Source organism: Actinacidiphila bryophytorum (assembly GCF_016916835.1).
GTDB lineage: Bacteria > Actinomycetota > Actinomycetes > Streptomycetales > Streptomycetaceae > Actinacidiphila > Actinacidiphila bryophytorum.
In genome coordinates this window covers 1-22,465 of sequence record NZ_JAFFIX010000043.1, presented here as the reverse complement: position 1 = coordinate 22,465, position 22,465 = coordinate 1, and the positions used below count along the sequence as shown (strand labels likewise).

Genomic DNA, 22,465 nt, shown 5'->3' with positions numbered 1-22,465 from the left:
TTACGCGGGGGCTCAGCGTCCGCGCAGCCTGCGTACGAGAATGCTGGCGTCGCCGCGCGACTCCAGGTCGGCCAGCACCACGGCCACCGCCTCGCGGACGATGCGGCCCCGGTCGATGGCCAGGCCGTGCTCGCCGCGCAGCACCAGGCGCGCGTGCTCCAGGTCCATCAGCTCCTCGGCGGACACGTAGACGGTGATCTTCTCGTCGTGCCGCTCGCGCCCACTGGGGCGGCGGTTCTGCCGGGGTGCCTTGCGGCGGGCCGCGGCCTGCTGGGGCTGCTGCGGTCCCGACGCGGACTGCGGCTGCTGTGCGGTGACCGGCGGTGCCACGGGGTGCTGCCGGTCGGCGGCGGCCGGGGAGTAGGGCTGCTGTACCGGGACGTGCGGCGGGGGCGGCGCGATGGCCGTGCCGTTGACACCGCCGGCGGCCGCGCCGGCCTGCGCGCCGCCGAGCGGCCTGCGGCCCGCGGGGACGCCCGCGCCGCTGTGTTCCGCGCTGCCGGCGCGCTCGGTGCCGCCGCGCTGCTCTCCGTCCTCCGCCGTGTCGGGGTCGCCGTCCGCCGCCTCGCCGTCCCGGCCGGGCTCACGGCCCGACCCGGGCCGCGCGTCGCCCTGCGGCTCGCGCGGCTCGCCACCGGTGTGCTGCTGCGGCTGCGTCCGGGGCTGCGGCGCCTGGAGCGCCGCTCCCCCGGTGGTCCTGAACAGCTCGTCGGCACCCGGCAGGGTCACTCGGCGTGGCACCGGGCGAGCACCTCCCTGGCGAGTTGGCGATACGCGGCGGCGCCGACGGAGTTGGAGGCGTAGGTGGTGATGGGCTCGCCGGCCACCGTGGTCTCGGGGAAGCGGACGGTTCTGCCGATGACCGTGTGGAAGACGTGCTCGTCGAAGGCCTCCACGACGCGGGCCAGCACCTCGCGGCTGTGCACGGTCCGCGAGTCGTACATGGTGGCCAGGATGCCGTCGAGTTCGAGTTCCGGGTTGAGCCGCTCACGGACCTTCTCGATGGTCTCGGTGAGCAGCGCGACACCGCGCAGGGCGAAGAACTCGCACTCCAGCGGCACGATCACCGAGTGGGCAGCGGTGAGCGCGTTGACGGTGAGCAGGCCGAGCGAGGGCTGGCAGTCGATCACGATGTAGTCGTAGTCGGCCATCAGCGGCTTGAGCGCGCGCTGCAGGGTCGACTCCCTGGCCACCTCACTGACGAGCTGCACCTCGGCGGCCGACAGGTCGATGTTGCTGGGCAGCAGGTCCATGCCCGGCACCGCGGTCTTGAGCAGCACCTCGTCCGCCGCCAACCCGCGCTCCATCAGCAGGTTGTAGACGGTGATGTCCAGCTCCATCGGGTTGACGCCGAGTCCGACGGACAGCGCGCCCTGCGGGTCGAAGTCGACCAGCAGCACCCGGCGGCCGTACTCGGCCAGCGCGGCACCCAGGTTGATGGTCGAGGTGGTCTTGCCGACCCCGCCCTTCTGGTTGCACATCGCGACGATCTTCGCCGGGCCGTGGTCGGTGAGCGGGTTGGGGATCGGGAAGTAGGGCAGCGGGCGGCCGGTGGGGCCGACGCGTTCGCGGCGCTGGCGCGCCGCGTCGGGGGCGAGGGTCGCGGCGTACTCAGGATCGGGTTCGTACTCCGCGTCCGGGTCGTAGAACTGACCGTCCTGCAGGTCGTTGTCGTCGTTGAAAGGCGCCATGGCGTAAGCAGGTTGCGTCTCTGTGGTCGTCTCGGTCCTGCGCGACTCGAAGGTGCGGACCGCGACGGAACCGACGGTCGTTCCTGGTTGACCACCCCCGGGAGCAAATGTCGACTCATTCACAAGTCGTCTTACCTCCTTGGTGACCAGGAAACTTCTCAACAGGTCAGCGTGACTACAGCCGACGATTCGCGACTCTATGGCGTGTCGGTGGTTCACAGCAACACAATCCGCCGGACACGGCACGATGTGTCGGCAACCGAACACCCCGCTGTCAAGGGCGTAACCAGATGAAAGGCCGGGTCCTGACGTCGCAGGACCCGGCCGGAGGTGCAGTGTTGGCACCGCGGTCACCGCGCGGTGACACGGCGTGCCGCTATCAGCCCAGCAGCGTGCGCAGTTCGACCGGATCCAGGCCGTGTGCGTCGGCGACCGGACCGTAAACGACCTGCCCCTCATGGGTGTTGAGGCCCAGCGCGAGCGCGGGGTCACGGCGCAGCGCCTCGCGCCAGCCGCGGTCGGCGAGTTCGAGCACGTAGGGCAGGGTGGCGTTGGTCAGCGCGTACGTCGAGGTGTTGGGCACCGCGCCGGGCATGTTGGCGACGCAGTAGAAGACCGTGTCGTGGACGGCGAAGGTCGGCTCCGCGTGCGTGGTGGGCCGGGAGTCCTCGAAGCAGCCGCCCTGGTCGATCGCGATGTCGACCAGGACCGCGCCGGGCTTCATGCGCGAGACCAGCTCGTTGGTGACCAGCTTGGGCGCCTTGGCGCCGGGGATCAGGACCGCGCCGATCACCAGGTCGGCGTCCAGCACGGCCTGTTCGAGGGCGAGCGCGTTGGAGGCGATGGTCTGCACGCGGTTGCCGAAGACCTTGTCGGCCTCGCGCAGCTTGTTGACGTCCTTGTCCAGCAGGGTGACGTGGAAGCCGAGGCCGAGCGCGATGGTGGTGGCGTGCCAGCCGGAGACGCCGGCGCCGATGACGACGGCGCGGCCCGAGAGCACCCCGGGCACCCCGCCGGGCAGCACACCGCGGCCGCCGGCCGAGCGCATCAGGTGGTAGGCGCCGACCTGCGGGGCGAGCCGGCCGGCCACCTCGGACATCGGGGCCAGCAGCGGCAGCCGCCGGTCGGCGGTCTCGACGGTCTCGTACGCGATGGCGGTGGTGCCGGACTCCAGCAGCGCGTCGGTGCACTCGCGGGAGGCCGCCAGGTGCAGGTACGTGAAGAGCGTCTGGCCCTTGCGCAGCCGGTGGTACTCCTCGGCGACCGGCTCCTTGACCTTGAGCAGCAGGTCGGCGGCCGCCCACACCTCGTCCGCGGTGCCCAGGATGGCGGCGCCTGCGGCGACGTACTCGGCGTCGGGGATGGACGAGCCGCTGCCCGCACCCTCCTCCACGACGACCTGGTGGCCGCCTCGGACGAGCTCGTGCACGCCGGCCGGGGTGATGGCCACACGGAACTCGTTGTTCTTGACCTCGCGGGGGATGCCCACCTTCACGTCGATCACGGTCCTTGCGCTCAGGGATACCGGCAGGATTGTCCTGGCATGGTGCGGGTTGGCACGACACGTCGGACCTGACCGCCTTGTGTGCGGCCATGCCCAGTCTAGTGAAGGAGGAGCTGCTGTCCAGCCTTACAAAGTGGCTGGTTCTCCGAAGAGGATTGGCAGTTTCGTAGGCTGGTAAGGGCCTGCGCTACGCAGGGGCCGGTGACAGGCGCATTGCCGCGGTGTCACGGTCCGGGGAAATCAGCCGGCCGGCGTGCCCGGGCCGGCCAGGCCGTTCGCCGCCTCGCGCTGCAGCCTGGCGCCCTCCGGGTCGCCGAGCCGGTCCAGCAGGTCGGCAAGCCGCAGCAGCAGCGCGGCCTCCAGCCGGCGGTCGCCGGCCTGCCGCGCCCAGTACAGGGCGTCGCGGCAGCTGCGTACCGCGTCCTCCGGGCGGCCCGCCGCGTCCTGCACCCTGGCCGCCTCGGCCAGCGCCCTGGCCTGCGCCGGCAGGTCGCCGAGCCGCTTGCTTAGGCCCGCGGACGTTCGCCACGCCCGCAGCGCCTGGCCGTACTGCCCGGTCAGCGCCAGCAGGGTGCCGATCCTGCCGTGCAGCCTGGCCTGGTCGGCCAGCTCCCCGCCGGCCTGGCGCAGCGCGAGCGCGCGGCCGTACCAGTCGAAGGCACGCGCCGGGTCGTGCCGCTCCAGGTACGTGCCGCCCAGCGCCTCCAGGACCCGGCCCTCGGCCTGCCGGTCGTCGCACGCGCGGGCCGCGTCGAGTGCTGCGCGGTAGCGGTCCAGCGCACGGTCGCTCCGCCCCGCGGCGGCGTCCAGATCGCCGAGGTTTATCAGCGCGGCGGCCTGCTCGCGCGGCAGCCCGCGGCGTTCGGCGACGTCCAGGACGAGCGAGTGCAGCTCGTAGCGCTCTGCGGCCATCGCGTCGCCGCCGGGGAAGGCGGCGAGCGCACGGACCATCGCGGCCACCAGGCGGCGGGCCAGCGTGTCCAGCTCGCCGTCGGCCACCGCCGAGCGCACCGCGGCCAGCAGCGCGGGCAGCCGGGACTCCAGCCAGCCGGCTGCCGCCTGGGCGGTGTCGAACCGCAGGGCGCGCGGCATGCCCTCCTCGACCGCCTCACGGGCCAGCGCCGCCCGGCACGACAGCAGCAGCCGCACGGTCCGCTCCAGCATCCTGGCCCGCGCCAGCCGCACGTCCTCCGGGCGCTCGGCGTCCGCGAGCAGCGCGGCGAACATCGGCTCAAGGCACCCCGGCACGCGGTACTGCGGCGCCCCGCCGGCCAGCAGCCCGCTGCGTACGAAGTCCTCCAGCGTCGCCTGCGCCGCCTCCACCGCGCACCCGGCAAGGGCCGACGCCCCCTGCGCGTCCACCACCCCCGCGGGCGCCAGCACCAGCAGCCGCAGCATCCGCGCCGCCGCGCCCGGCAGATCGCCGTACACCAGCCGGAAGGCCCGCACCAGCTCGCCGGCGGCGGGCCCACTCGCCACGGCCGCGCCCCCCGCCCCCGGGACGACCGCGGGCCGCGGCAGGCCGGCCGCACCGGGATGGGGCGTACTCGCGGCAGCCGCCGCGAGGCCGGCGGCTCCCCCCGCCCCCGGGTCCGCCACAGGCCGCGGCACACCGGCGGACCGGCCCGGGGCGCTGCCCGCAGACGGCAACCCCGCCAGGCCGGCGGCTCCCCCCGCCCCCGGGTCCGCCACAGGCCGCGGCACACCGGCGGACCGGGGGTCGGGCCGGCTCGCCGCAGGCGCTGCCGCGGGCAGCGGCACACCCGCCGTGCGGGGCATGGGCTCCGGGCGGCGGTGCGGCGGTGCGAAAGGCGCGGACGGGGTCGCGCGGAGGCGGGCGGTGGCGTCGGCGAAGGACAGGCCGGGGCGGGCGGCCAGCCAGGCCGCGGTCAGGTGCAGGGCGGTGGGGTGGCCCGCGAGGTCCTGGACGAGAGTCTCCGCGCCGCGCGGGTCGCAGCTGACGCGGGTGGCGCCGACCTTCGCCGACAGCAACTCCACCGCGGCAGGCGTGTCGAGCCCGCCGAGGGTGCAGGGGCGTACGTCGGGCACACCGGACAGCGGACCGCCCGAAGTGGCCACGACCAGGCTCTCCGCCGAGTCGGGCAGCAGTGCGGCCAGCTGCCCGGCCTGCACGACGTCGTCGAGGACCAGCAGCAGGCGCCGCCCCGCAGGCCCCGGGCCGAGTGCCCGCCGCAGCCCGCGGATCACCTGCTCGACGGGTACGGGCGTGCCTTCCGCGCTGGTGAGCCGCACGAAACAGCGGCCGTCGGGGTAGCGGTCCGCGACCTCGGCGGCGAGCCGCAGCGCCAGCGAGGTGCGCCCGGTCCCGGGCCGCCCGGCCACCAGCAGCACCCGCGCCGCCGGGGGCGTACCGCTGCCGAGGCCGGGCCGGTCGATGTCCGCGAGCAGCTCCGCCAGCTCCCGCTCCCGCCCGACGAAGTCGGCCGGGACACCGGGCACTTCCACGACCCCGCCGTCCCCGGGCCTGGGCGCGGCGGGCTCCGGGCGAAGGGACTGCTCTGTCACGGGCCACGCTCCCGGCTGGGTCGTTCCTGCCGCTGCCGCGACGAGCCTAGTTCACCCCGCCCGAGCGGTGGCCGCTCAGGCGGTGAAGGGCCGGGCAGGCCAGGGCGCCTCGGCAGGGCGCAGCGTGTCCAGGGCGTCGTCGGCGAGCGCGGCCCGCAGGGCCAGTGCCCCGACGACCAGGCAGTTGTTGTGCAGGTCGCCGGCCAGGGCGCCGCGCACGAGGTCGGCGAGCGGCACCCGGGCGACCTCCATGTCGGCCTCCTCGTCGGAGACCGCGTAGCGCTCGCCCTCGGCCTCGGAGACCCCGCGGGCCAGGAAGATGCGTACGGCCTCGTCGCAGCCGCCCGGGGTGGTGTACACGTCGGTGAGGACCCGCCAGTCCTCGGCCTTGACGTGCGCCTCCTCGTACAGTTCGCGCTGCGCCGCGTGCAGCGGGTTCTCGCCGGGGATGTCCAGCAGCCCCGCCGGGATCTCCCACAGCTTGTGCCGCACCGGGTGCCGGTACTGCCGCAGTACCAGCACCCGGTCCTGGTCGTCCAGCGCCAGGACGGCCACCGAGCCGGGGTGGACCTGGTAGTCGCGGGTCGCCGTGCTCCCGTCCGGCATGACCACCTCGTCCGTGCGGACGCTGGTCTTCTTGCCGGTGAAGGGCGTGGTGGTGGCCGTGACCCGCCACTCCTCCGGGGTGTCCTCGATCATGCTGCGCCTTCCGGGAAAAGGGAGAAAGAGAGAAGGGAGAGAGATGAGGGGGAAGCGGGGGGATCAGGCGGTGCGGCGCTCCACCGCGGCCTTCACCAGGCCGGCGAACAGCGGATGCGGCCGGGTCGGGCGCGACTTCAGCTCGGGGTGCGCCTGGGTCGCCACCAGGTAGGGGTGCACCTCGCGCGGGTACTCGACGTACTCGACCAGCTTGTTGTCGGGCGAGGTGCCCGAGAAGACGATGCCCGCCGCCTTCTCCAGGTCGGCCCGGTAGGCGTTGTTGACCTCGTAGCGGTGCCGGTGCCGCTCCTCGACGTAGGGCTGGTCGCCGTAGACCTCGCGGACGATGGAGCCCTCGGCGAGCTTGGCCGGGTAGGTGCCCAGCCGCATGGTGCCGCCCAGGTCGCCCTTGCCGCCGACGATGTCGAGCTGCTCGGCCATGGTGGAGATCACCGGGTGCGCGGTCGCCGGGTCGAACTCGGTGGAGTTCGCGTCCGGGATGCCGGCCAGGTTGCGGGCCGCCTCGATGACGATGCACTGCAGGCCCAGGCACAGCCCGAGCAGCGGGATGCGCTGCTCGCGGGCGTACGTGATCGCCGAGACCTTGCCCTCGACACCGCGGTCGCCGAAGCCGCCGGGCACGCACACCGCGTCCACGTCGCCGAGCTGCTCCGCGGCGCCCGCCGGGGTCTTGCACGCGTCGGAGGTGACCCACTTGATGTGGACCTTCGCGTTGTTGGCGAAGCCGCCGGCGCGCAGCGCCTCGGTCACCGACAGGTAGGCGTCGGGCAGGTCGATGTACTTGCCGACCAGCGCGACCCTCACCTCGTGCGCGGGCTCGTGCACCCGCTTGAGCAGGTCGTCCCACTGCGCCCAGTCCACATCGCGGAAGGGCAGGTCCAGGCGGCGGACGACATAGGCGTCCAGGCCCTCGGTGTGCAGCACCTTGGGGATGTCGTAGATGGACGGCGCGTCGATGGCCGCGACCACCGCGTCCTCGTCCACGTCGCACATCAGCGAGATCTTCCGCTTGATCGCGGTCGGCACCTCGCGGTCGGCGCGCAGCACGATCGCGTCCGGCTGGATGCCGATGTTGCGCAGCGCGGCCACCGAGTGCTGGGTGGGCTTGGTCTTCAGCTCGCCGGACGGGCCGATGTAGGGCAGCAGCGAGATGTGCACGACGAAGACGTTGTCCCGGCCGACCTCGTGCCGCACCTGCCGGACCGACTCCAGGAACGGCAGCGACTCGATGTCGCCGACGGTGCCGCCGACCTCGGTGATCACGACGTCCACGTCGTCCGCGGCCATCCGGCGGATACGGGACTTGATCTCGTTGGTGATGTGCGGGATGACCTGCACGGTGTCGCCCAGGTACTCGCCGCGCCGCTCCTTGGCGATCACCGTCGAGTAGACCTGGCCGGTGGTGACGTTCGCCGAGCCGGCGAGGTTGACGTCCAGGAAGCGCTCGTAGTGGCCGATGTCGAGGTCGGTCTCCGCGCCGTCCTCGGTGACGAAGACCTCACCGTGCTGGAACGGGTTCATGGTGCCCGGGTCCACGTTCAGGTACGGGTCGAGCTTCTGCATGGTGACCCGCAGGCCGCGTGCCTTGAGCAGCGCGCCGAGACTGGAGGCGGTCAGTCCCTTGCCGAGCGAGGAGGCCACACCACCGGTGACGAAGATGTGCTTGGTCGTCGTGGATTTCGGCGCAATTGCCAAGAGGGGGCTCCCGTGGTCGCGAGGTGAGGGTCGGGACGGTGCTCGTCGGGGAGCGCCGTCGCGGCGGTTCAGTGGTTCAGCCCACCGGCCCACGGGCTACCAGGGTATCAGCGGTGCCGGGCCGCCACGGCAGGCGGCGCGTGCCCGGTGTGCCGGGAGTGTGCCGCGGTGTACCGGAGGCGATCTCACGCAGTACCCGACCGGCTCCCCGAAGATCGCCGAGACGCGCGCACCGGCCCACCCCGACGACGTATCCTGCACGGACGCATTGATGCGAGCCGGCCGGCACGGCACCATCCCGCCCGCTCCCGGATCATGAGCTCGTCGAATATCCCCAGACCGCAAGACCGTCCCAGCCCCTGGGGCGGCGCCGTCGTTCGACTGGAGTTGCACGTGGCCGGGCGTATCGAGGACTACGCACTCATCGGTGATATGCAGACCGCCGCACTGGTCTGCCGGGACGGCACGGTCGACTGGCTGTGCCTGCCGCGGTTCGACTCGCCCGCCGTCTTCGCCGGACTCCTGGGCACCGAGCAGCACGGCTTCTGGCGGCTGGGACCCGCCCACCGCGAGAACGAGCAGCCGCCGACCGCGACACGCCGCCACTACCGCGGGGACTCCCTCGTACTGGAGTCCGAGTGGGACACCCCGCGCGGCACCGTCCGCGTCGTCGACTTCATGCCGCCGCGCGACGGCGCCCCGCAGCTGATCAGGATCGTCGAGGGCGTCACCGGCCGGGTGCCGATGACGTCCGCGCTGCGGATGCGCTTCGCGTACGGCCAGGTGGTCCCCTGGGTGCACAAGGTCGGCGACCGCACGGTCGCGGTGGCCGGGCCCGACTCGGTGTGGCTGGACACCGAGGTCGACACCTACGGCAAGGACCTGACGACGTACTCCGAGTTCACCGTCGCCCCCGGCGACCGGGTGGCCTTCACGATCAGCTGGGAGCCGTCGCACAAGCCGCAGCCCTCGCTGCCCGACCCCGAGGGCTCGCTCAGCGCGACCGAGGACTTCTGGCGCGCGTGGGTCGCCCAGTGCACCTACACCGGCCCCTACCGGGAAGCCGTGGTGCGCTCGCTGATCACCCTCAAGGCCCTCACCTACGGCCCCACCGGCGGCATCGTCGCCGCGCCCACGACATCGTTGCCCGAGGACATCGGCGGCGTCCGCAACTGGGACTACCGCTTCACCTGGCTGCGGGACGCCGCCATCACCCTGTCCTCGCTGCTGCGCACCGGCTACCGCGAGGAAGCGCAGGCCTGGCGCGAGTGGCTGCTGCGGGCCGTCGCGGGCGACCCGGAGAACCTGCAGATCATGTACGGCATCGCCGGCGAACGCGAACTCGGCGAGAACGAACTGCACTGGCTGCCCGGTTACGAGGGCTCCACGCCCGTCCGCATCGGCAACGGCGCCGCGCACCAGCTCCAGCTGGACGTCTACGGCGAGGTCACCGAGGCGCTGCACCTCGGCCACATGACGGGCCTGGCCCGCAACGACTACGCCAGCCTGCTGCAGCTCAAGCTCATCCGCTACCTGGAGAAGCACTGGAACGAGCCCGACGAGGGCATCTGGGAGGTACGCGGCCCCCGCCGGCACTTCGTGCACTCCAAGGTCATGGCCTGGGTCGCGGTCGACCGCACCGTCAAACTCATCGAGTCCGGCGAGGTCGACGGGCCCGTCGAGCGGCTCAAGGCGCTGCGCGACGAGATCCACTACGACGTGTGCGAGAAGGGCTACGACCGGCAGCGCAACACCTTCACGCAGTCCTACGGGTCGCGCGAACTGGACGCCTCGCTGCTGCTCATCCCGCAGATGGGCTTCCTGCCGCCCGACGACAAACGGGTCATCGGCACGATCGAGGCGATCCAGCGGGAGCTGTCCACCGAGGACGGGTTCGTGCTGCGGTACCCCACCTCCAGTGCGGACACCTCCGGTGACGACAACCTCGACGGGCTGCCCGGCGACGAAGGGGCCTTCCTCGCCTGCTCCTTCTGGCTCGCGGACGACCTCGCCATGATCGGCCGCGTCGAAGAGGCCCGCCGCCTCTTCGAGAAACTCCTGGCCCTGCGCAACGACCTGGGTCTCCTGGCCGAGGAATGGGACCCCCGCCGCCAACGCCAAGTCGGCAACTTCCCCCAGGCCTTCAGCCACGTCCCCCTCATCGACACGGCTCTGCGGCTCACCGCCGCAGGGGCTTTCTCCGCCTAGCCCCTCCGGGGCGGGGTCCCTCAAGGCTGCGCACTTCCGCGGGCCGCGGTGGCTGTACGGCTCCCCTTCCGCAGGGGGGGCGCTTTCCCGCGGGCCGCGGTGGCTTGGGCGGCTCCCTTTGCGCAGGGGGGCGAGCGTTTTTCAGGGGCGCGGGGAACTGCGCGACCAGCCCCCACCGGGGCGCGGGTCGTCGCCGACCCAAAGGGGCAGTTCGGTCCGAAGACGGACCACCCGCCGGTGGGGGTTGCGCGCGCAGTTCCCCGCGCCCCTGATGGTTGCCCCCTGCGGAAGGGGAGCCGTACAGCCGCCGCGGCCGGTGGATGGGCGCCCCCTGCGGAAGGGGAACCGTCAGGGTTGGGTGAGTTCGTCGTAGATGCTCAGGATCTGGGCGACCGTGTCGTCCTCGGTCGGCCAGGTGGCCGCTTGGGCGCGGCCGGCGATGGAGAGGGCCGCGCGCCGGTCCGGGTCGGCGAGCAGGGATGTGACCGCGGCGGCAAGGGCGCCGGGGTCACCGTAGGGGACGAGGACAGCCGCGTCGCCGACGAGTTCACGCATGCCGCCGACGTCCGTCGCGACCAGCGGCACGCCGGCGTGCAGCGCCTCCTGGGCGATGAGGGCGCGGGCCTCCCAGCGGCTGGGCAGGACCACGAGGTCCGCGGCGGCCAGCAGGTCCGGGATGTCGTCGCGGCGCCCGAGCAGCAGGACGGGCAGCCGCCCGGCCTCGATACGGCGTTCCAGCGCGGCCCGCTGCCCGCCCTCGCCGGCGACGGCGACCAGCGGTGCCGGGTCCAGTGCGGACCAGCGCTCTGCGGCGTCCAGGAGCAGGTCGTAGCCCTGTGCGGGCTCCAGCCGCCCGACCGCCAGCAGCAGCGGGCGGTCGACGGCCCCGTGGTCGGCCCTGGTCTTCTGCCGGTGGCGTTCGCCCTCGTCGGGGGGCCGGGGAGGGCGGCCCGGCGGACGCGGTACGGCGGCGGGCGCGAGCCGTACGTCCTTGCCGCCGAGGCCGCGCGCCCGGTCCACCAGCTCCGACGACACGCCGAGTACGACGGTGGCGCCGCGTACCGCCCGCCGCTCCAGCCAGCGCAGCACCAGGCCGCGGCCGCCCGCGGCGGGGGCGCCGCCGTGCCAGGTGACGACCAGCGGGACGCCGCGCCCGCCGAGCGCGACGGCGGCCAGGAAGCCGGCCCACAGGCCGTGCGCGTGGACGACGCCGGCCCCGTTGAAGGCGGCCCGCAGCGCGCCGACCACCGGCGCGTCGGCGGCGGTGGCGCGGCGGCGCCCCAGGTCGACGGGGACGTAACGCGCCCCGGTCGCCCCGAAGGCGTAGTCCGCCTCGGCCGCCACCGGCCCGCACACCGTCACCTCGACGCCCCGCGCCACCAGCCCGCCGACCAGCGAACTGACATGCGCTCCCGCCGTCGTGCCCAGCACGTGCACGGCGTGCAGCTGCCCAGCGAAGGGGTCGGCGGTGCTGCTCACGCGGGGTACTGCTCCTGACTCGGGCCTGGTGTGCGGCGGTTGCGGCCTGTCCAGGATGCCAGGCCGCGCAAGGGGCGGGGCAGCCGCGGGCGGGGTCCGCCCGGCTCACCCGCCCCCCGGATCACCCATACGGGTGTGCCACCCGGCCCCAGGAGTCAACGTGCCGTACTCCGGGCGCCTTCCACAAGCGCTCGTCGGTGGAGATGCGGTCGCCTGTCACGGTCATGGCGACCAGCGCGGCGGCGTGCAGCAGCAGGCCCGTCCTGCCGTTGGCCACGGCGACGGCGGCGCCCAGGGCGGCGCCGAGCGCGTGCGCTCCCGCGTCGCCCAGCATCGTGCGCTCGCTGACGTCGTCCCGCAGCACGGCGGCCGCCGCTCCCACCGGCGCGGCGGCCAGCAGTGCGGCCGGGCCGCGGCGCAGCAGGCCGGGGGCGCCGACGGCGATCACCGCCTTGGCCGCGCGGCCGGGCCGCACGTCCACGAGGTTCACCGCGTGGGCGGTGCCGGCGATCACGACGCCGGTCAGCAACTGGTCGGCGGGGTGCGTCTTGAGCAGGACGCCTGCGGCGAGGCCGGCTGCGCCGATGCCGAGCAGCTTCGCTGCGCCCGAGGTGAAACGGCCCTCGCGCAGGGCCTTCAGGTGCGCGAGGCCCTTCTCCGCGGGAGAGCCGTACTGGTCGTCGTACGCGCCGCAGGCGCCGGCCGCCAGTGCCGCGCCGACCGCGGCGATGCGGGTGCGCAGCGCCACGCCGCGGGCTGCGGCCACTGCGGTGGCCGCACCCGCCGCGGCGGCGAGCCCGCCGTACAGCTCGACGCCGCGCCCGGCGTAGTTCGTCCTGCGCCACATCCGCGCTTCGACCGGCGGCCGGCGCCGCAACAGCCCGTACGCGACCCGGGTCGCCCCCGCCGCCGCCACCCCGACAGACACCCGCCCACTCCGCGCCTCCACCCCCACACCCTTCCCCACCCCTCCCTCCCCTCAACCGCACCCGACCCACCACCCACCGGTGCCCCGACACGACCCGAAGAGCCCCTTTGCGCCGGTGACGCCCCGCACGCGCGGTGGGGGCCGGTCGCGCAGTTCCCCGCGCCCCTGAAAAACGCCCACCGCCCTGCACAAGGGCACCCCCTCAGCCCCCGCAGCCCCGGAGGGGTGCCCTTGCCCGGGAGGGCAAGCCAAAAGGGGCGCGAGGAACTGCGCGACCAGCCACCCGCCGGCCGGTGGTCCGGGACAGACCGAACAGCCCCTCCCGGTCGGTGACGACCCGCACGGGGTGGGGGCTCGGCCCTGGTGGGGGACTCCCCGTCAGGGGGTGGTGCGGGCGGTGGCCAGGAGTTCTTCGGCGTGGGCCCGGGCCAGGGAGGAGTCTTCCTGGCCCGCGAGCATGCGGGAAAGCTCCCGGATGCGGGCTTCGCCCTCAAGGACGGTGACACCGCTGCGGGTCACAGACCCGTCGTTCGTCTTCTCGACCAGGAGCTGGCGGTCGGCGAAGGCCGCGACCTGGGGGAGGTGGGTGACGACGACGACCTGCGCGGTGCGGGCGAGCCGGGCGAGCCGCCGCCCGACCTCGACCGCGGCCTTGCCGCCGACCCCGGCGTCGACCTCGTCGAAGAGATACGTGGGCACCGGGTCGGACCCGGCGAAGACCACCTCGACGGCGAGCATCACCCGGGACAGCTCACCGCCGGAGGCACCCTTGGCGATGGGCCGCGCGGGGCTCCCGGGGTGGGGGGCGAGCAGCAGTTCGACCTCGTCCGCCCCGGTGGGGCCGTACGCGACGGCCCGCCCGCCGATCTCGATGCCGGACTCGGCGTCCGCGGACTCGGTCTGCCGGATGGCGACGGTGACCCGGGCGTGCGGCATGGCCAGTTCCGCCAGCTCCGCGGTGACGGCGGCGGCGAAGCTCTCCGCGGCCTCGGTGCGCAGGTCGGTGAGGTGCTGGCCGAGTCCGCTCAGTTCGGCGCGGAGAGCGTCGCGCTCCGCGGTGAGTTCCGCGATGCGGTCGTCGTCGCCTTCGAGTTCGGCAAGCCGGGCGGCGCTCTGCCCGGCCCAGGCGAGGACCGCGTCGATGTCGGTGCCGTACTTGCGTACGAGGTGGGCGAGTACGGCCCTGCGTTCCTCGACGGCGGCGAGCCGCAGCGGGTCGGCGTCGAGGTTGTCCGCGTAGCCGGCGAGTTCGCCTGCCACGTCGCCGAGCAGGATGCCGATCTCGCCGAGCCGGGCGGCGAGTGCGGCCAGGTCGGGGTCGTGGGCGGCGACGGTGTCGAGTGCGCGCTGCGCGCCCGCGACGAGGGTGCCGGCTTCGACGCCCTCGGGGTCCTCGGGGTTGCCGGCGAGTGCGGCGTGCGCGAGGGTCGCCGCGGAGGCGAGGGCTTCCGCGTGTCCGAGGCGTTCCGCCTCGGCGGCCAGTTCGGCGTCCTCCCCCGGCAGCGGTTCTGCCGCGGAGACCTCTTCGACGCCGAAGCGCAGCAGGTCGGCTTCCTGGGCGCGTTCCCTGGCGCGGGTGGTGAGTTCGGTCAGCTCGGTGGCGACGTCGCGCAGCCTGCGGTAGGCGGCGCCGTACTTGTCGAGCGCACCGGCGAGGGTGGGCCCGGCGTAGCGGTCGAGGGCGTCGCGCTGCCTGGCGGGGCGCAGCAGGCCCTGCTGGTCGGTCTGGCCGTGGACCGCGACGAGGTCGTCGGCGAGTTCGCCGAGCAGCCCGACGGGGACGCTGCGCCCGCCGAGGTGCGCGCGTGAGCGTCCCTCGGCCGACACCGTACGGCTGATGAGCAGCGCTCCGTCGTCCAGCTCGGCGCCGGCCTCCTGGGCGCGGATCGCGGCGCGGGCGTCCGCCGCCATCGTTATCCGGCCCTCGACGACCGCGGAACCGGCCCCGATCCGCACCAGGGCCGGGTCGGCCCGGCCGCCGAGCAGCAGTCCGAGGCTGGTGACGACCATGGTCTTGCCCGCGCCGGTCTCGCCGGTCACCGCGGTGAAGCCGGGTGACAGCTCCACCACGGCGTCCTCGATGACTCCCAGCGACCTGATCCGCATTTCCTCCAACACGGATACGACCATACGAGGTTTCCCGGCCCCGGCGCGACGCCCGCCGCCGGGCAATGAGCTTTCCCGCCTCGCCGGGTCAGGCGGGGGCGCCGCGCCAGCCGGCCACGGGGAGGGCGAACTTCGCGACGAGCCGGTCGGTGAAGGAGGCGTGGTGCAGCCTGGCCAGCCGTACGGGGACGGCGCCGCGCCTGACCTCGACCCTGGCGCCCGCGGGCAGTTCCACGGTGCGGCGGCCGTCGCACCACAGCACACCGTTGGGCGTCTCGGGCTGCACCTCGACGGCGAGCACCGAGCGCGGCGAGGTCACCAGCGGTTTGGCGAACAGCGCGTGGGCGCTGATCGGGACCATCAGCAGGGCCTCGACCTCGGGCCAGACGACGGGTCCGCCGGCGGAGAAGGCGTAGGCGGTGGAGCCGGTGGGGGTGGCGCAGACGACGCCGTCGCCGCCGAAGCGGGACACGGGACGGCCGTCGACCTCGGTGACGACCTCCAGCAGGCGTTCCCTCGACGCCTTCTCGACGGAGGCCTCGTTGAGCGCCCAGTCGGTGTGCACGATGCGGCCGTCGTTGCGTACGAGCACGTCGAGGGTCATCCGCTCCTCGACCTCGTACTCGCGGGTGACGACCCGGTCCACGACCTTGTCGAGGTCGTCGCGTTCCGCCTCGGCGAGGAAGCCGACGCGCCCGAGGTTGACGCCGAGCAGCGGCACCCCGGAGGCGCGGGCGAACTCGGCGCCGCGCAGCAGCGTCCCGTCGCCGCCGAGCACGATGATCAGCTCGCAGCCGTCGACGGCCTCGGGGCCGATCTCGGCGACCTGCTCGACGGCCGCGGGCAGCGGCAGGTCGGCGGCCTCGTCGGCGAGCAGCCGCACGCCGATCCCGCAGCGCAGCAGGCCCTGGACGACCCTTTCCGCGCTGCGGATCGCCGCGGCCCTTCCGGTGTGGGTCAGCAGGAAGACGGTACGGTCCTGTGCATCGCTCTTGATGGTCACCGGTTCGGCCCCTCCGCCACGGCACGGTCGACATCGGCCGGGTCCAGCACGGGCGCACCGGCTCGCAGCCACAGAAAATACTCCACGTTCCCCGAAGGCCCGGGCAGCGGGCTCGCGGTCACCCCGAGCACCCCGAGGCCCAGTTCCGCCGCCTGCCCCGCGACCTTCACCACGCATTCGGCCCGCAGTTGCGCGCTGCGGACCACCCCTCCGCTGCCGAGCCGCTCCCGGCCCACTTCGAACTGCGGTTTGACCATCAGGACCAGGTCGGCGTCCGGTGCGGCGCAGCGCACCAGGGCCGGCAGCACCAGGCCGAGCGGGATGAAGGACAGGTCGCCGACGACCAGGCCGACGGGCTCGCCGTCGATGTGGTCGAGCGTCAGCTCCCGCACGTTGGTGCGGTCCTTGACCACGACCCGCGGGTCGCTCTGCAGCGACCAGGCGAGCTGGCCGTACCCGACGTCCACGGCTACCACCTGGGCGGCGCCGGCCCGCAGCAGGACGTCGGTGAAACCGCCGGTGGACGCGCCGGCGTCCAGCGCCCTGCGGCCCTCGACGACCAGCCCGCGGGGCTGGAAGGCGGCCAGCGCGCCGGCCAGTTTGTGGCCGCCGCGCGACACGTAGTCGGGGGTGTCCCCGCCCTCGGCCACCACGACGGCGGCCGAGGTCTCGACCTGCGTGGCGGGCTTGGTGGCGGTCGCCCCGCCCACGGTGACCCGGCCCGCGGCGATCAACTGGCTTGCGTGCTCACGGGAGCGCGCGAGTTTCCGGCGCACCAGCTCGGCGTCGAGTCGGCGTCGTGCCACTGCCACGTACGGTTCAGCTCCTGTTCTCGTCCAGCGCGGCGAGCGCGTCGCGCAGCCCGCGGTGTACATCCTCGTACACCTCGATGTGGGACTGCGTGGGCAGGTCGTCGGCGTCGGCGAGGCGGTCCATCGCCGCGTCGACGTCAGCATTCCCCGTCGGCGCGACCGTCACCCCCAGCGGTTCGGGTCGCGCGGGCGCGTCTGGGGCGTGCGCGGGCGCGGGCTCCTGGCCGTACGCGCCCTGCCCGGTGCCGGGTTCAGTCATTGCCGGCCGCGTCCGGTGCCGCGGGCTTGGCCGGGGCCGCGGCCTTCTTGGCCGCGGCCTTCTTCGGCGTGGCCTTCTTTGCGGCCGCCTTCTTCGCGGGGGCGGGCTCCTTGGCCGCTTCCTTGGCGGGGGCGGCCTTCTGGGCGCCGGACGCGGTGGTCCTGGTGGGGTTCGCGGTCTTCTTCGCGGCCGGGGTCTTCTTGGCTGCGGCCTTCGCGGGGGCCTTCTTCGCGGGGGCGGGCCTGGCCGCGGCGGTCTTGCCCGCCGCCGTCCTGGCCGGTGCGGCCTTCTTCGCGGCGGCGGCCTTCTTCGTCACCGTGGTCCGGTGGGCGGCTGCCGACTTGGTGGTGGTGGCCTTCTTCGCCGCCGCGCTCTTGCGGGCCGCGGGCGCCTTCTTCGCGGCCGGCGGTGCGGTCGTCTTCTTCGCGGGCGCCGCCTTCTTCGCCGGCGGTGCGGTGGTCTTCTTCGCGGCGGGCGGCTTCTCGGCCGCGGCCTTGCGCGGGCCGGGCGCCGGCTCGGTCTCGACCCGTACGTGCTGCACCGGCGGCGCGGGCTCGGACGGCGCAGGCCTGGCGGCGGGCTCCCCGTCCTCCTCCTCGGACTCCAGGTTGCGGATACGGCGTTCGAGGGTCTCCAGGACCACGCCGACCTTTGTCACCTCGTCGGCAAGTCGGCCGACCCGGCTCATCGCCTTGTCGACCTCCTCGCGGATCAGCCCGACCAGCAGGTCGCGGTTGGCCCGCCCGGTGGCCATCAGCTCGTCGGCGAGGGTCTGCACCTCCGCCGGGATGGCCGACTCGATCCTCCGCTGGACGGCATCGACGTCGATACCGGTCTGGTCGAGCAGTTCCCTGGCCGCGTCGACCGTACGGCGGCGGGTGGCCTCGGTCAGGCCGCCCGCGATCTGCAGACACGTACGCAGCGCGTCCCGCATCGCTCTCACTCCTCGTCGCCTCGCCCGTTGACACATCGTTCGGCCGGCGGGCCGCGCGCGGACCGCCGTGGTCATGACGCTACCGCCTCCCGCCGCCGCGGCCCGTCGACGGTGCCTGCGGTACCGTCGTCCGGACGTACCGTTCGACCGGGAGAGACCGCGCCGATGGCCACCATCGAGGAGTGCCGCGCCGCACTCGACCAGCTGTCGCGGAACATGGCGAAGGCCGAGGGCGACGTGCGCGCCGCCACCGCCCTCGACCGCTCGCTGAGCTGCCGCATCACCGACCTCGACGTCACCTTCGTCGGGCGCCTGCACGGCGGCGCGATCACCGATGTCGTCACCGTGCCAGGTGCTCCGCAGGACAAGGCGCAGATTCGACTGACGATGTCAGGCGGTGACCTTGTCGCCATGGTCGGCGGCGAACTGAGTTTCGCCAAAGCCTGGGGCAGCGGCCGCGTGCGCGTCCAGGCCTCCCTCCGCGACGTCTTCCGCCTCCGCACCCTCCTCTGACCGTCCCCCCCCGGGGGGGGTGCCCCTTGCGGCGGGCGTCCGCCTTTCCCCCGGTGGTGGGTTGCGCGCGCCGTTCCGCCCCCAGAGCTTCGCCTGGGGGTACCCCCAGCGCCTCCTGAGGTGAGTGCCACTTGCTGTGGCGTTGCCTTCTTCCCGCCCGTCCGGGCTGGTCGCGGGGAACTGCGCGCGCAACCCACCACCGGCCGGAAGGCGCCCGGCCACCGCAAGGGGCAGGACCCCCGGTCAGAGGGAGAGGTGGGAGAGGGGCTCGGAGGGGTCGAGGCGGGGGTCGGAGGACCATGTGGCGGCGCAGAGGGCGCGGAGCGCGTCGAGGGGATCGCCGGAACCGGCGAGGGTGAGGGAGGGCGCGGCGGACACGGTCCACCCGCCGCAGTGCGCCTGGGAGCCGTCCCGGACGACGGGCGGGTGGGGGGTGAGAAGGCCGCGGAGGTCCGCCGCGACGTACGTCGGCCGGTGCTGCGGTGCAGCCGCAAGAAGGGCCTCGGGGGTCGTGACCCCGGTGAGGACGAGCAGCGAGTCCACACCGGACGCGTTGGCCCCCTCGATGTCCGTGTCGAGCCGGTCCCCCACCACGATGGGGCGCCGAGCCCCGGTCCTGAGCACCGTCTCCCGATGCATCGGCGGCAACGGCTTCCCCGCGACCCGCGGAGTCGCCCCGGTGGCGATGCGCACCGCCTCGACGGCGGCGCCGTTGCCTGGCGCGACCCCGCGGGCGGTCGGGATGGTGAGGTCGGTGTTGGAGGCGAACCACGGCACCCCGGCCTTGACTGCGTACGCCATCTCCGCGAGCTGCGACCAGCGCAGCTCGGGCCCGTAGCCCTGTACGGCCGCGACGGGCGCGTCGTCGGCGGACTCGACGGGCTGGAGCCCGCGTTCCCGCAGCGCGGCGAAGAGGCCTTCGCCGCCGACGGCGAGCACCTTCGACCCGGCGGGAACGTCCTCGGCGATGAGCCGTGCGACGGCCTGCGCGGAGGTGATGACCTCCTCCGCCTCCGCGGGCACGCCGAGCCTGCTGAGGTGTTCCGCGACGGCCTGCGGGGTGCGGGCGGCGTTGTTGGTGACGTAGGCGAGCCGCATGCCGTCGGAGCGGGCGGCGGCCAGCGACTCGACGGCGTGGGCGATGGCCTCGCCGCCCGCGTAGACGACGCCGTCGAGGTCGAGCAGCGCCGTGTCGTACGCGGTGTGCAGCGGCTGCTCGCTGCCGCTCGGGCTGGTCCGGTCGGTCATGGGCGGGCTCGCTCCTCGCTGGTCGGCGTCGCTCCGATCATCCCCCATCCCTACCGCCGGACGTACCATGCGCTGATGAGCACCCCCGGTCCCCACCCAGGACCCCCAGGCGAGCAAGGTCTGCGGCTGACCCCTTTCCGCGGACTGCGTTACGTCGCCGAGCGCGTCGGCAGTCTCGCGGCGGTCACCTCGCCGCCGTACGACGTCGTCGTCCGCCCGGACGGCCAGCGCCATCTGGAGACCGCCGACCCGTACAACGTGGTCCGGCTGATCCTCCCCGACGCCGAGACGCCGCAGGCCCGGCACGGCAAGGCCGCCCGCACGCTTGCCGCGTGGCGGGAGCAGGGCGTGCTGGCCGCGGACCCCGACCCGGCGCTGTACGTGTACGAGCAGCGCGACGGCGACCACCTGCAGCGCGGCGTCATCGGCGCGCTGCGGCTGAGCCCGCCGGAGGACGGTGTGGTCCTGCCGCACGAGGACGTGATGCCGGGTCCGGTCGCCGACCGTGCCGCCCTGATGCGCGCCACCCGCGCGAACCTCGAACCGCTGCTGCTCGCCTACCGCGACGGCGACGCGACCGCCGCCCTGGTCGAACGCACCGCGGACACCCGCGAACCGCTGCTCGGCACGACGACGGAGGACGGCGTCCACCACCGCCTGTGGGCGCTGACCGACCCCGCCGAGATCGCCGCGGCCGGCGCGGACCTGGCAGGCCGGCAGGCCCTGATCGCCGACGGCCACCACCGCTGGGCGACGTACCGCAGGCTGCAGGCAGCCCACCCGCCGGGCACCCCGTGGGACTTCGGCCTGGTCCTGCTGGTCGACACCGCCCGCCACCCGCTGCGGGTCCGCGCCATCCACCGGGTCCTGCAGCATCTGCCGCCCGCCCGCGCGCTGGATGCCGCCAGCCCCTTCTTCCGGGTACGCGCCCTGCCCGGCCGCACCCTCGACGCGGCGCTCGGCGAGCTGGCCGACGCGGCAGAGCAGGGCAACGCCTTCGTCCTCGCCGGTGGCAACGGCTTCCACCTCCTCGACCGCCCGGACCCCGGCGCGCTCGACCGCCACGTCCCGGCCGACCGCCCGCCGCAGTGGCGGCGGCTTGACGCCACCGTCCTGCACCACCTGTTGCTCGACCACGTCTGGCAGGTCCCCGACTCCCCCGACCTCCCGGACGAGATCCGCTACATCCACACCGCGGACGCGGCGGTCGAACAGGCCGTACGGCACGGCGGGACGGCCGTGCTGATGCACCCGGTACGGGAGCCCGTCGTCCGCGAACTCGCCGAGCAGGGCGTCATGATGCCGCGCAAGTCCACGTCCTTCGGCCCGAAACCGGCCGGCGGGCTCGTCATGCGGAGCCTGGACCTGGGCTGACGCCTGGGCGGCACACGGCAGAGGGCGGCACCCGCGGTGTGCGGGTGCCGCCCTCTGCGGTACGGCTGCTGCCTCGTCCTACTGGTCCTTGTCGCCCGCTGCGGGCTCGCGGAAGGGCGAGTCGAGGAAGGACGCCGGGTCGGCCTCGTCGGTCAGATCGGACTCCTCATCCACCTCGACCGCGGCCCGGGGCGCCGCGGGCTCGTCGTCCGAGTCGTCGGACTCATCCTCGTCGTCCGCCTCGTCGTCGGCGGCAGTGACGTCGTCCCTCTCGTCGGCGTCGTCGCTCTCGTCCACCTCGTCGGCGTCGTCGTCCGAGTCGTCCGCGTCGTCGAAGGCATCGACGAACTCCACGCCGTCGAGCTGGGCCAGCCGGTCCGACGCATCGGTGGTGCCGTTCTGGTCGGCCTCCAGCGCCTTCGCGAACCACTCGCGCGCCTCGGACTCGCGGCCCACGGCGAGCAGCGCGTCGGCGTACGCGTACCGCAGGCGTGCCGTCCACGGGTGCACCGCGTTGGACGCCAGCTCGGAACTCTGCAGCGTCACGACCGCCGCCTCCGCCTGGCCCATGTCCTGCCGGGCGCCGGCGGCCACCAGCCGCATCTCGACCTGGCCTGCCTTGTCCAGCTTGTGCACCTCGGGCGCACCGGCCATCTCCAGCGCACGCTCGGGACGCCCGAGGCCGCGCTCGCAGTCCGCCATGACCGGCCACAGGTCGACCGTGCCGGTCATCCGCCGGGTCGCACGGAACTCGGCCAGCGCCTCCGCGTACCGCTCACTGGCGTACGAGGCGAAGCCCGCCGCCTCCCGTACGGCCGCGACACGCGAGGCCAGCCGCAGCGCCACACGCGAGTACGCGTACGCCTGCTCGGGCTCCTCGTCCAGCAGCCGCGCGACCATCACCAGGTTGCGGGCCACGTCGTCGGCGAGCGTCTTGGGCAGGCTCATCAGCTCCTGGCGCACGCTCGGGTCGATCTCGTGGCCTGTGACCTCGTCGGGGATGGGCAGCCGGCGCACCGGCTCCCGGTCCTCGCGCCGCTCGTCCCTGCCACCGCGGTTCTCGAACCGGCCGCGACCCTCGACGACGGGACGCCGGCCGTAGCCGCGCTCGTCACGGCGACGGTCGCCGTCCCGGCGCGGGCCGCCGCGCGGGCGGTCGTCCCGCCGGTCGTCGCGGCGGTCGTCACGGGCCGGGCGGTCGTAGCGCGGACGGTCGTCACGCGGCCTGTCGTCGCGGCGGAAGCCGCCCCGGTCGTCCTCACGACGCGGCCCACGCGGGCGGTCGTCACGGGGACGGTCGTAGCGGGGGCGGTCGTCACGGGCCGGACGGTCGTCACGGGGACGGTCGTAGCGCGGCCTGTCGTCACGCGGGCCGTCGAAACGGGGACGGTCGTCCCTCGGACGGTCATAGCGCGGGCGGTCGTAGCGGGGCCTGTCGTCACGAGCCGGCCGGTCGTCACGCGGG

Annotated in this window: 18 protein-coding genes; 3 read left to right on the top strand and 15 right to left on the bottom strand. The window is 74.1% G+C overall.

The window, feature by feature from the left end; translation table 11 throughout:
• Window positions 1-12: 12 nt before the first annotated feature.
• The 6 genes from JT723_RS33680 to pyrG all read right to left on the bottom strand — a co-directional run bounded on the left by JT723_RS33680 (window position 13) and on the right by pyrG (window position 8,136).
• Window positions 13-741 (bottom strand): hypothetical protein, encoded by a 729-nt coding sequence (locus tag JT723_RS33680; RefSeq protein ID WP_251513836.1) that lies wholly within the window; start codon window positions 739-741, stop codon window positions 13-15.
• The gene (locus JT723_RS33675; protein WP_205048689.1) at window positions 726-1,814 is read right to left on the bottom strand and encodes a ParA family protein; all 1,089 of its coding nucleotides are present in this window, start codon (window positions 1,812-1,814) and stop codon (window positions 726-728) included. Before JT723_RS33675 ends, JT723_RS33680 begins: the two co-directional genes overlap by 16 nt.
• A gap of 256 nt (window positions 1,815-2,070) precedes the next feature.
• Window positions 2,071-3,186, bottom strand: coding sequence for an alanine dehydrogenase (gene ald / locus JT723_RS33670; RefSeq protein ID WP_205048698.1), 1,116 nt, complete (start codon window positions 3,184-3,186; stop codon window positions 2,071-2,073).
• A 249-nt stretch (window positions 3,187-3,435) separates the two neighbouring features.
• On the bottom strand, window positions 3,436-5,721 hold the full coding sequence (locus JT723_RS36340; RefSeq protein WP_205048688.1) for a tetratricopeptide repeat protein: 2,286 nt from the start codon (window positions 5,719-5,721) through the stop codon (window positions 3,436-3,438).
• Window positions 5,722-5,796: 75 nt separating this feature from the next.
• The gene (locus JT723_RS33660; protein ID WP_205048687.1) at window positions 5,797-6,420 is read right to left on the bottom strand and encodes an NUDIX domain-containing protein; all 624 of its coding nucleotides are present in this window, start codon (window positions 6,418-6,420) and stop codon (window positions 5,797-5,799) included.
• Between the two features lie 63 nt (window positions 6,421-6,483).
• Complete coding sequence (gene pyrG, locus JT723_RS33655; protein WP_205048686.1) at window positions 6,484-8,136, bottom strand: CTP synthase; 1,653 nt, start codon at window positions 8,134-8,136, stop codon at window positions 6,484-6,486.
• A 393-nt stretch (window positions 8,137-8,529) separates the two neighbouring features.
• On the opposite strand from pyrG, the gene JT723_RS33650 reads away from it, so the two are divergent.
• Window positions 8,530-10,344 carry a glycoside hydrolase family 15 protein gene (locus tag JT723_RS33650; RefSeq protein ID WP_205048685.1) on the top strand — a complete coding sequence of 605 codons (1,815 nt, stop codon included), beginning with the start codon at window positions 8,530-8,532 and terminating at the stop codon, window positions 10,342-10,344.
• Between the two features lie 348 nt (window positions 10,345-10,692).
• Here JT723_RS33650 and JT723_RS33645 read toward each other — a convergent pair whose 3' ends face one another.
• From JT723_RS33645 to JT723_RS33615, 7 genes are all read right to left on the bottom strand, one after another.
• Window positions 10,693-11,823: a glycosyltransferase family 4 protein gene (locus tag JT723_RS33645; protein ID WP_205048684.1), complete on the bottom strand. Its 1,131-nt coding sequence runs from the start codon at window positions 11,821-11,823 to the stop codon at window positions 10,693-10,695.
• 121 nt (window positions 11,824-11,944) lie between these two features.
• Window positions 11,945-12,751, bottom strand: a complete 807-nt coding sequence (locus JT723_RS33640) for a hypothetical protein (RefSeq protein ID WP_251513843.1) — start codon at window positions 12,749-12,751, stop codon at window positions 11,945-11,947.
• Between the two features lie 378 nt (window positions 12,752-13,129).
• Complete coding sequence (gene recN / locus JT723_RS33635; RefSeq protein ID WP_205048683.1) at window positions 13,130-14,881, bottom strand: DNA repair protein RecN; 1,752 nt, start codon at window positions 14,879-14,881, stop codon at window positions 13,130-13,132.
• A 64-nt stretch (window positions 14,882-14,945) separates the two neighbouring features.
• Window positions 14,946-15,860, bottom strand: a complete 915-nt coding sequence (locus JT723_RS33630; RefSeq protein WP_205048682.1) for an NAD kinase — start codon at window positions 15,858-15,860, stop codon at window positions 14,946-14,948.
• A complete protein-coding gene (locus tag JT723_RS33625) occupies window positions 15,857-16,666 on the bottom strand; it encodes a TlyA family RNA methyltransferase (protein WP_205048697.1) in 810 nt (269 codons plus the stop codon). Before JT723_RS33625 ends, JT723_RS33630 begins: the two co-directional genes overlap by 4 nt.
• A gap of 13 nt (window positions 16,667-16,679) precedes the next feature.
• Window positions 16,680-16,931, bottom strand: a complete 252-nt coding sequence (locus JT723_RS33620; RefSeq protein WP_205048681.1) for a hypothetical protein — start codon at window positions 16,929-16,931, stop codon at window positions 16,680-16,682.
• Window positions 16,924-17,865: a histone gene (locus tag JT723_RS33615; protein ID WP_205048680.1), complete on the bottom strand. Its 942-nt coding sequence runs from the start codon at window positions 17,863-17,865 to the stop codon at window positions 16,924-16,926. Before JT723_RS33615 ends, JT723_RS33620 begins: the two co-directional genes overlap by 8 nt.
• Window positions 17,866-18,030: 165 nt before the next feature.
• Between JT723_RS33615 and JT723_RS33610 the strand changes: the two genes are divergently transcribed.
• Complete coding sequence (locus JT723_RS33610) at window positions 18,031-18,378, top strand: sterol-binding protein (protein ID WP_205048679.1); 348 nt, start codon at window positions 18,031-18,033, stop codon at window positions 18,376-18,378.
• 243 nt (window positions 18,379-18,621) lie between these two features.
• On the opposite strand, the gene JT723_RS33605 is transcribed toward JT723_RS33610, so the two are convergent.
• Complete coding sequence (locus JT723_RS33605) at window positions 18,622-19,626, bottom strand: HAD-IIA family hydrolase (RefSeq protein ID WP_205048678.1); 1,005 nt, start codon at window positions 19,624-19,626, stop codon at window positions 18,622-18,624.
• 75 nt (window positions 19,627-19,701) lie between these two features.
• Here JT723_RS33605 and JT723_RS33600 point away from each other — a divergent pair, with 75 nt between their 5' ends.
• Window positions 19,702-21,000 carry a DUF1015 domain-containing protein gene (locus JT723_RS33600; protein WP_205048677.1) on the top strand — a complete coding sequence of 433 codons (1,299 nt, stop codon included), beginning with the start codon at window positions 19,702-19,704 and terminating at the stop codon, window positions 20,998-21,000.
• A 78-nt stretch (window positions 21,001-21,078) separates the two neighbouring features.
• Here the strand turns inward: JT723_RS33600 and JT723_RS33595 are convergent, their stop codons facing one another.
• Window positions 21,079-22,017, bottom strand: coding sequence for a tetratricopeptide repeat protein (locus JT723_RS33595; RefSeq protein WP_251513846.1), 939 nt, complete (start codon window positions 22,015-22,017; stop codon window positions 21,079-21,081).
• Between the last annotated feature and the right edge of the window lie 448 nt (window positions 22,018-22,465).

Bases quoted from the DNA above. Each gene is read 5' to 3' on its own strand.
- JT723_RS33660 (WP_205048687.1), bottom strand. From the start codon at position 6,420: ATGATCGAGGACACCCCGGAGGAGTGGCGGGTCACGGCCACCACCACG.
- recN (WP_205048683.1), bottom strand. From the start codon at position 14,881: ATGGTCGTATCCGTGTTGGAGGAAATGCGGATCAGGTCGCTGGGAGTC.
- JT723_RS33620 (WP_205048681.1), bottom strand. From the start codon at position 16,931: ATGACTGAACCCGGCACCGGGCAGGGCGCGTACGGCCAGGAGCCCGCG.
- JT723_RS33615 (WP_205048680.1), bottom strand. From the start codon at position 17,865: ATGCGGGACGCGCTGCGTACGTGTCTGCAGATCGCGGGCGGCCTGACC.
- JT723_RS33610 (WP_205048679.1), top strand. From the start codon at position 18,031: ATGGCCACCATCGAGGAGTGCCGCGCCGCACTCGACCAGCTGTCGCGG.
- JT723_RS33605 (WP_205048678.1), bottom strand. From the start codon at position 19,626: ATGACCGACCGGACCAGCCCGAGCGGCAGCGAGCAGCCGCTGCACACC.
- JT723_RS33600 (WP_205048677.1), top strand. From the start codon at position 19,702: ATGAGCACCCCCGGTCCCCACCCAGGACCCCCAGGCGAGCAAGGTCTG.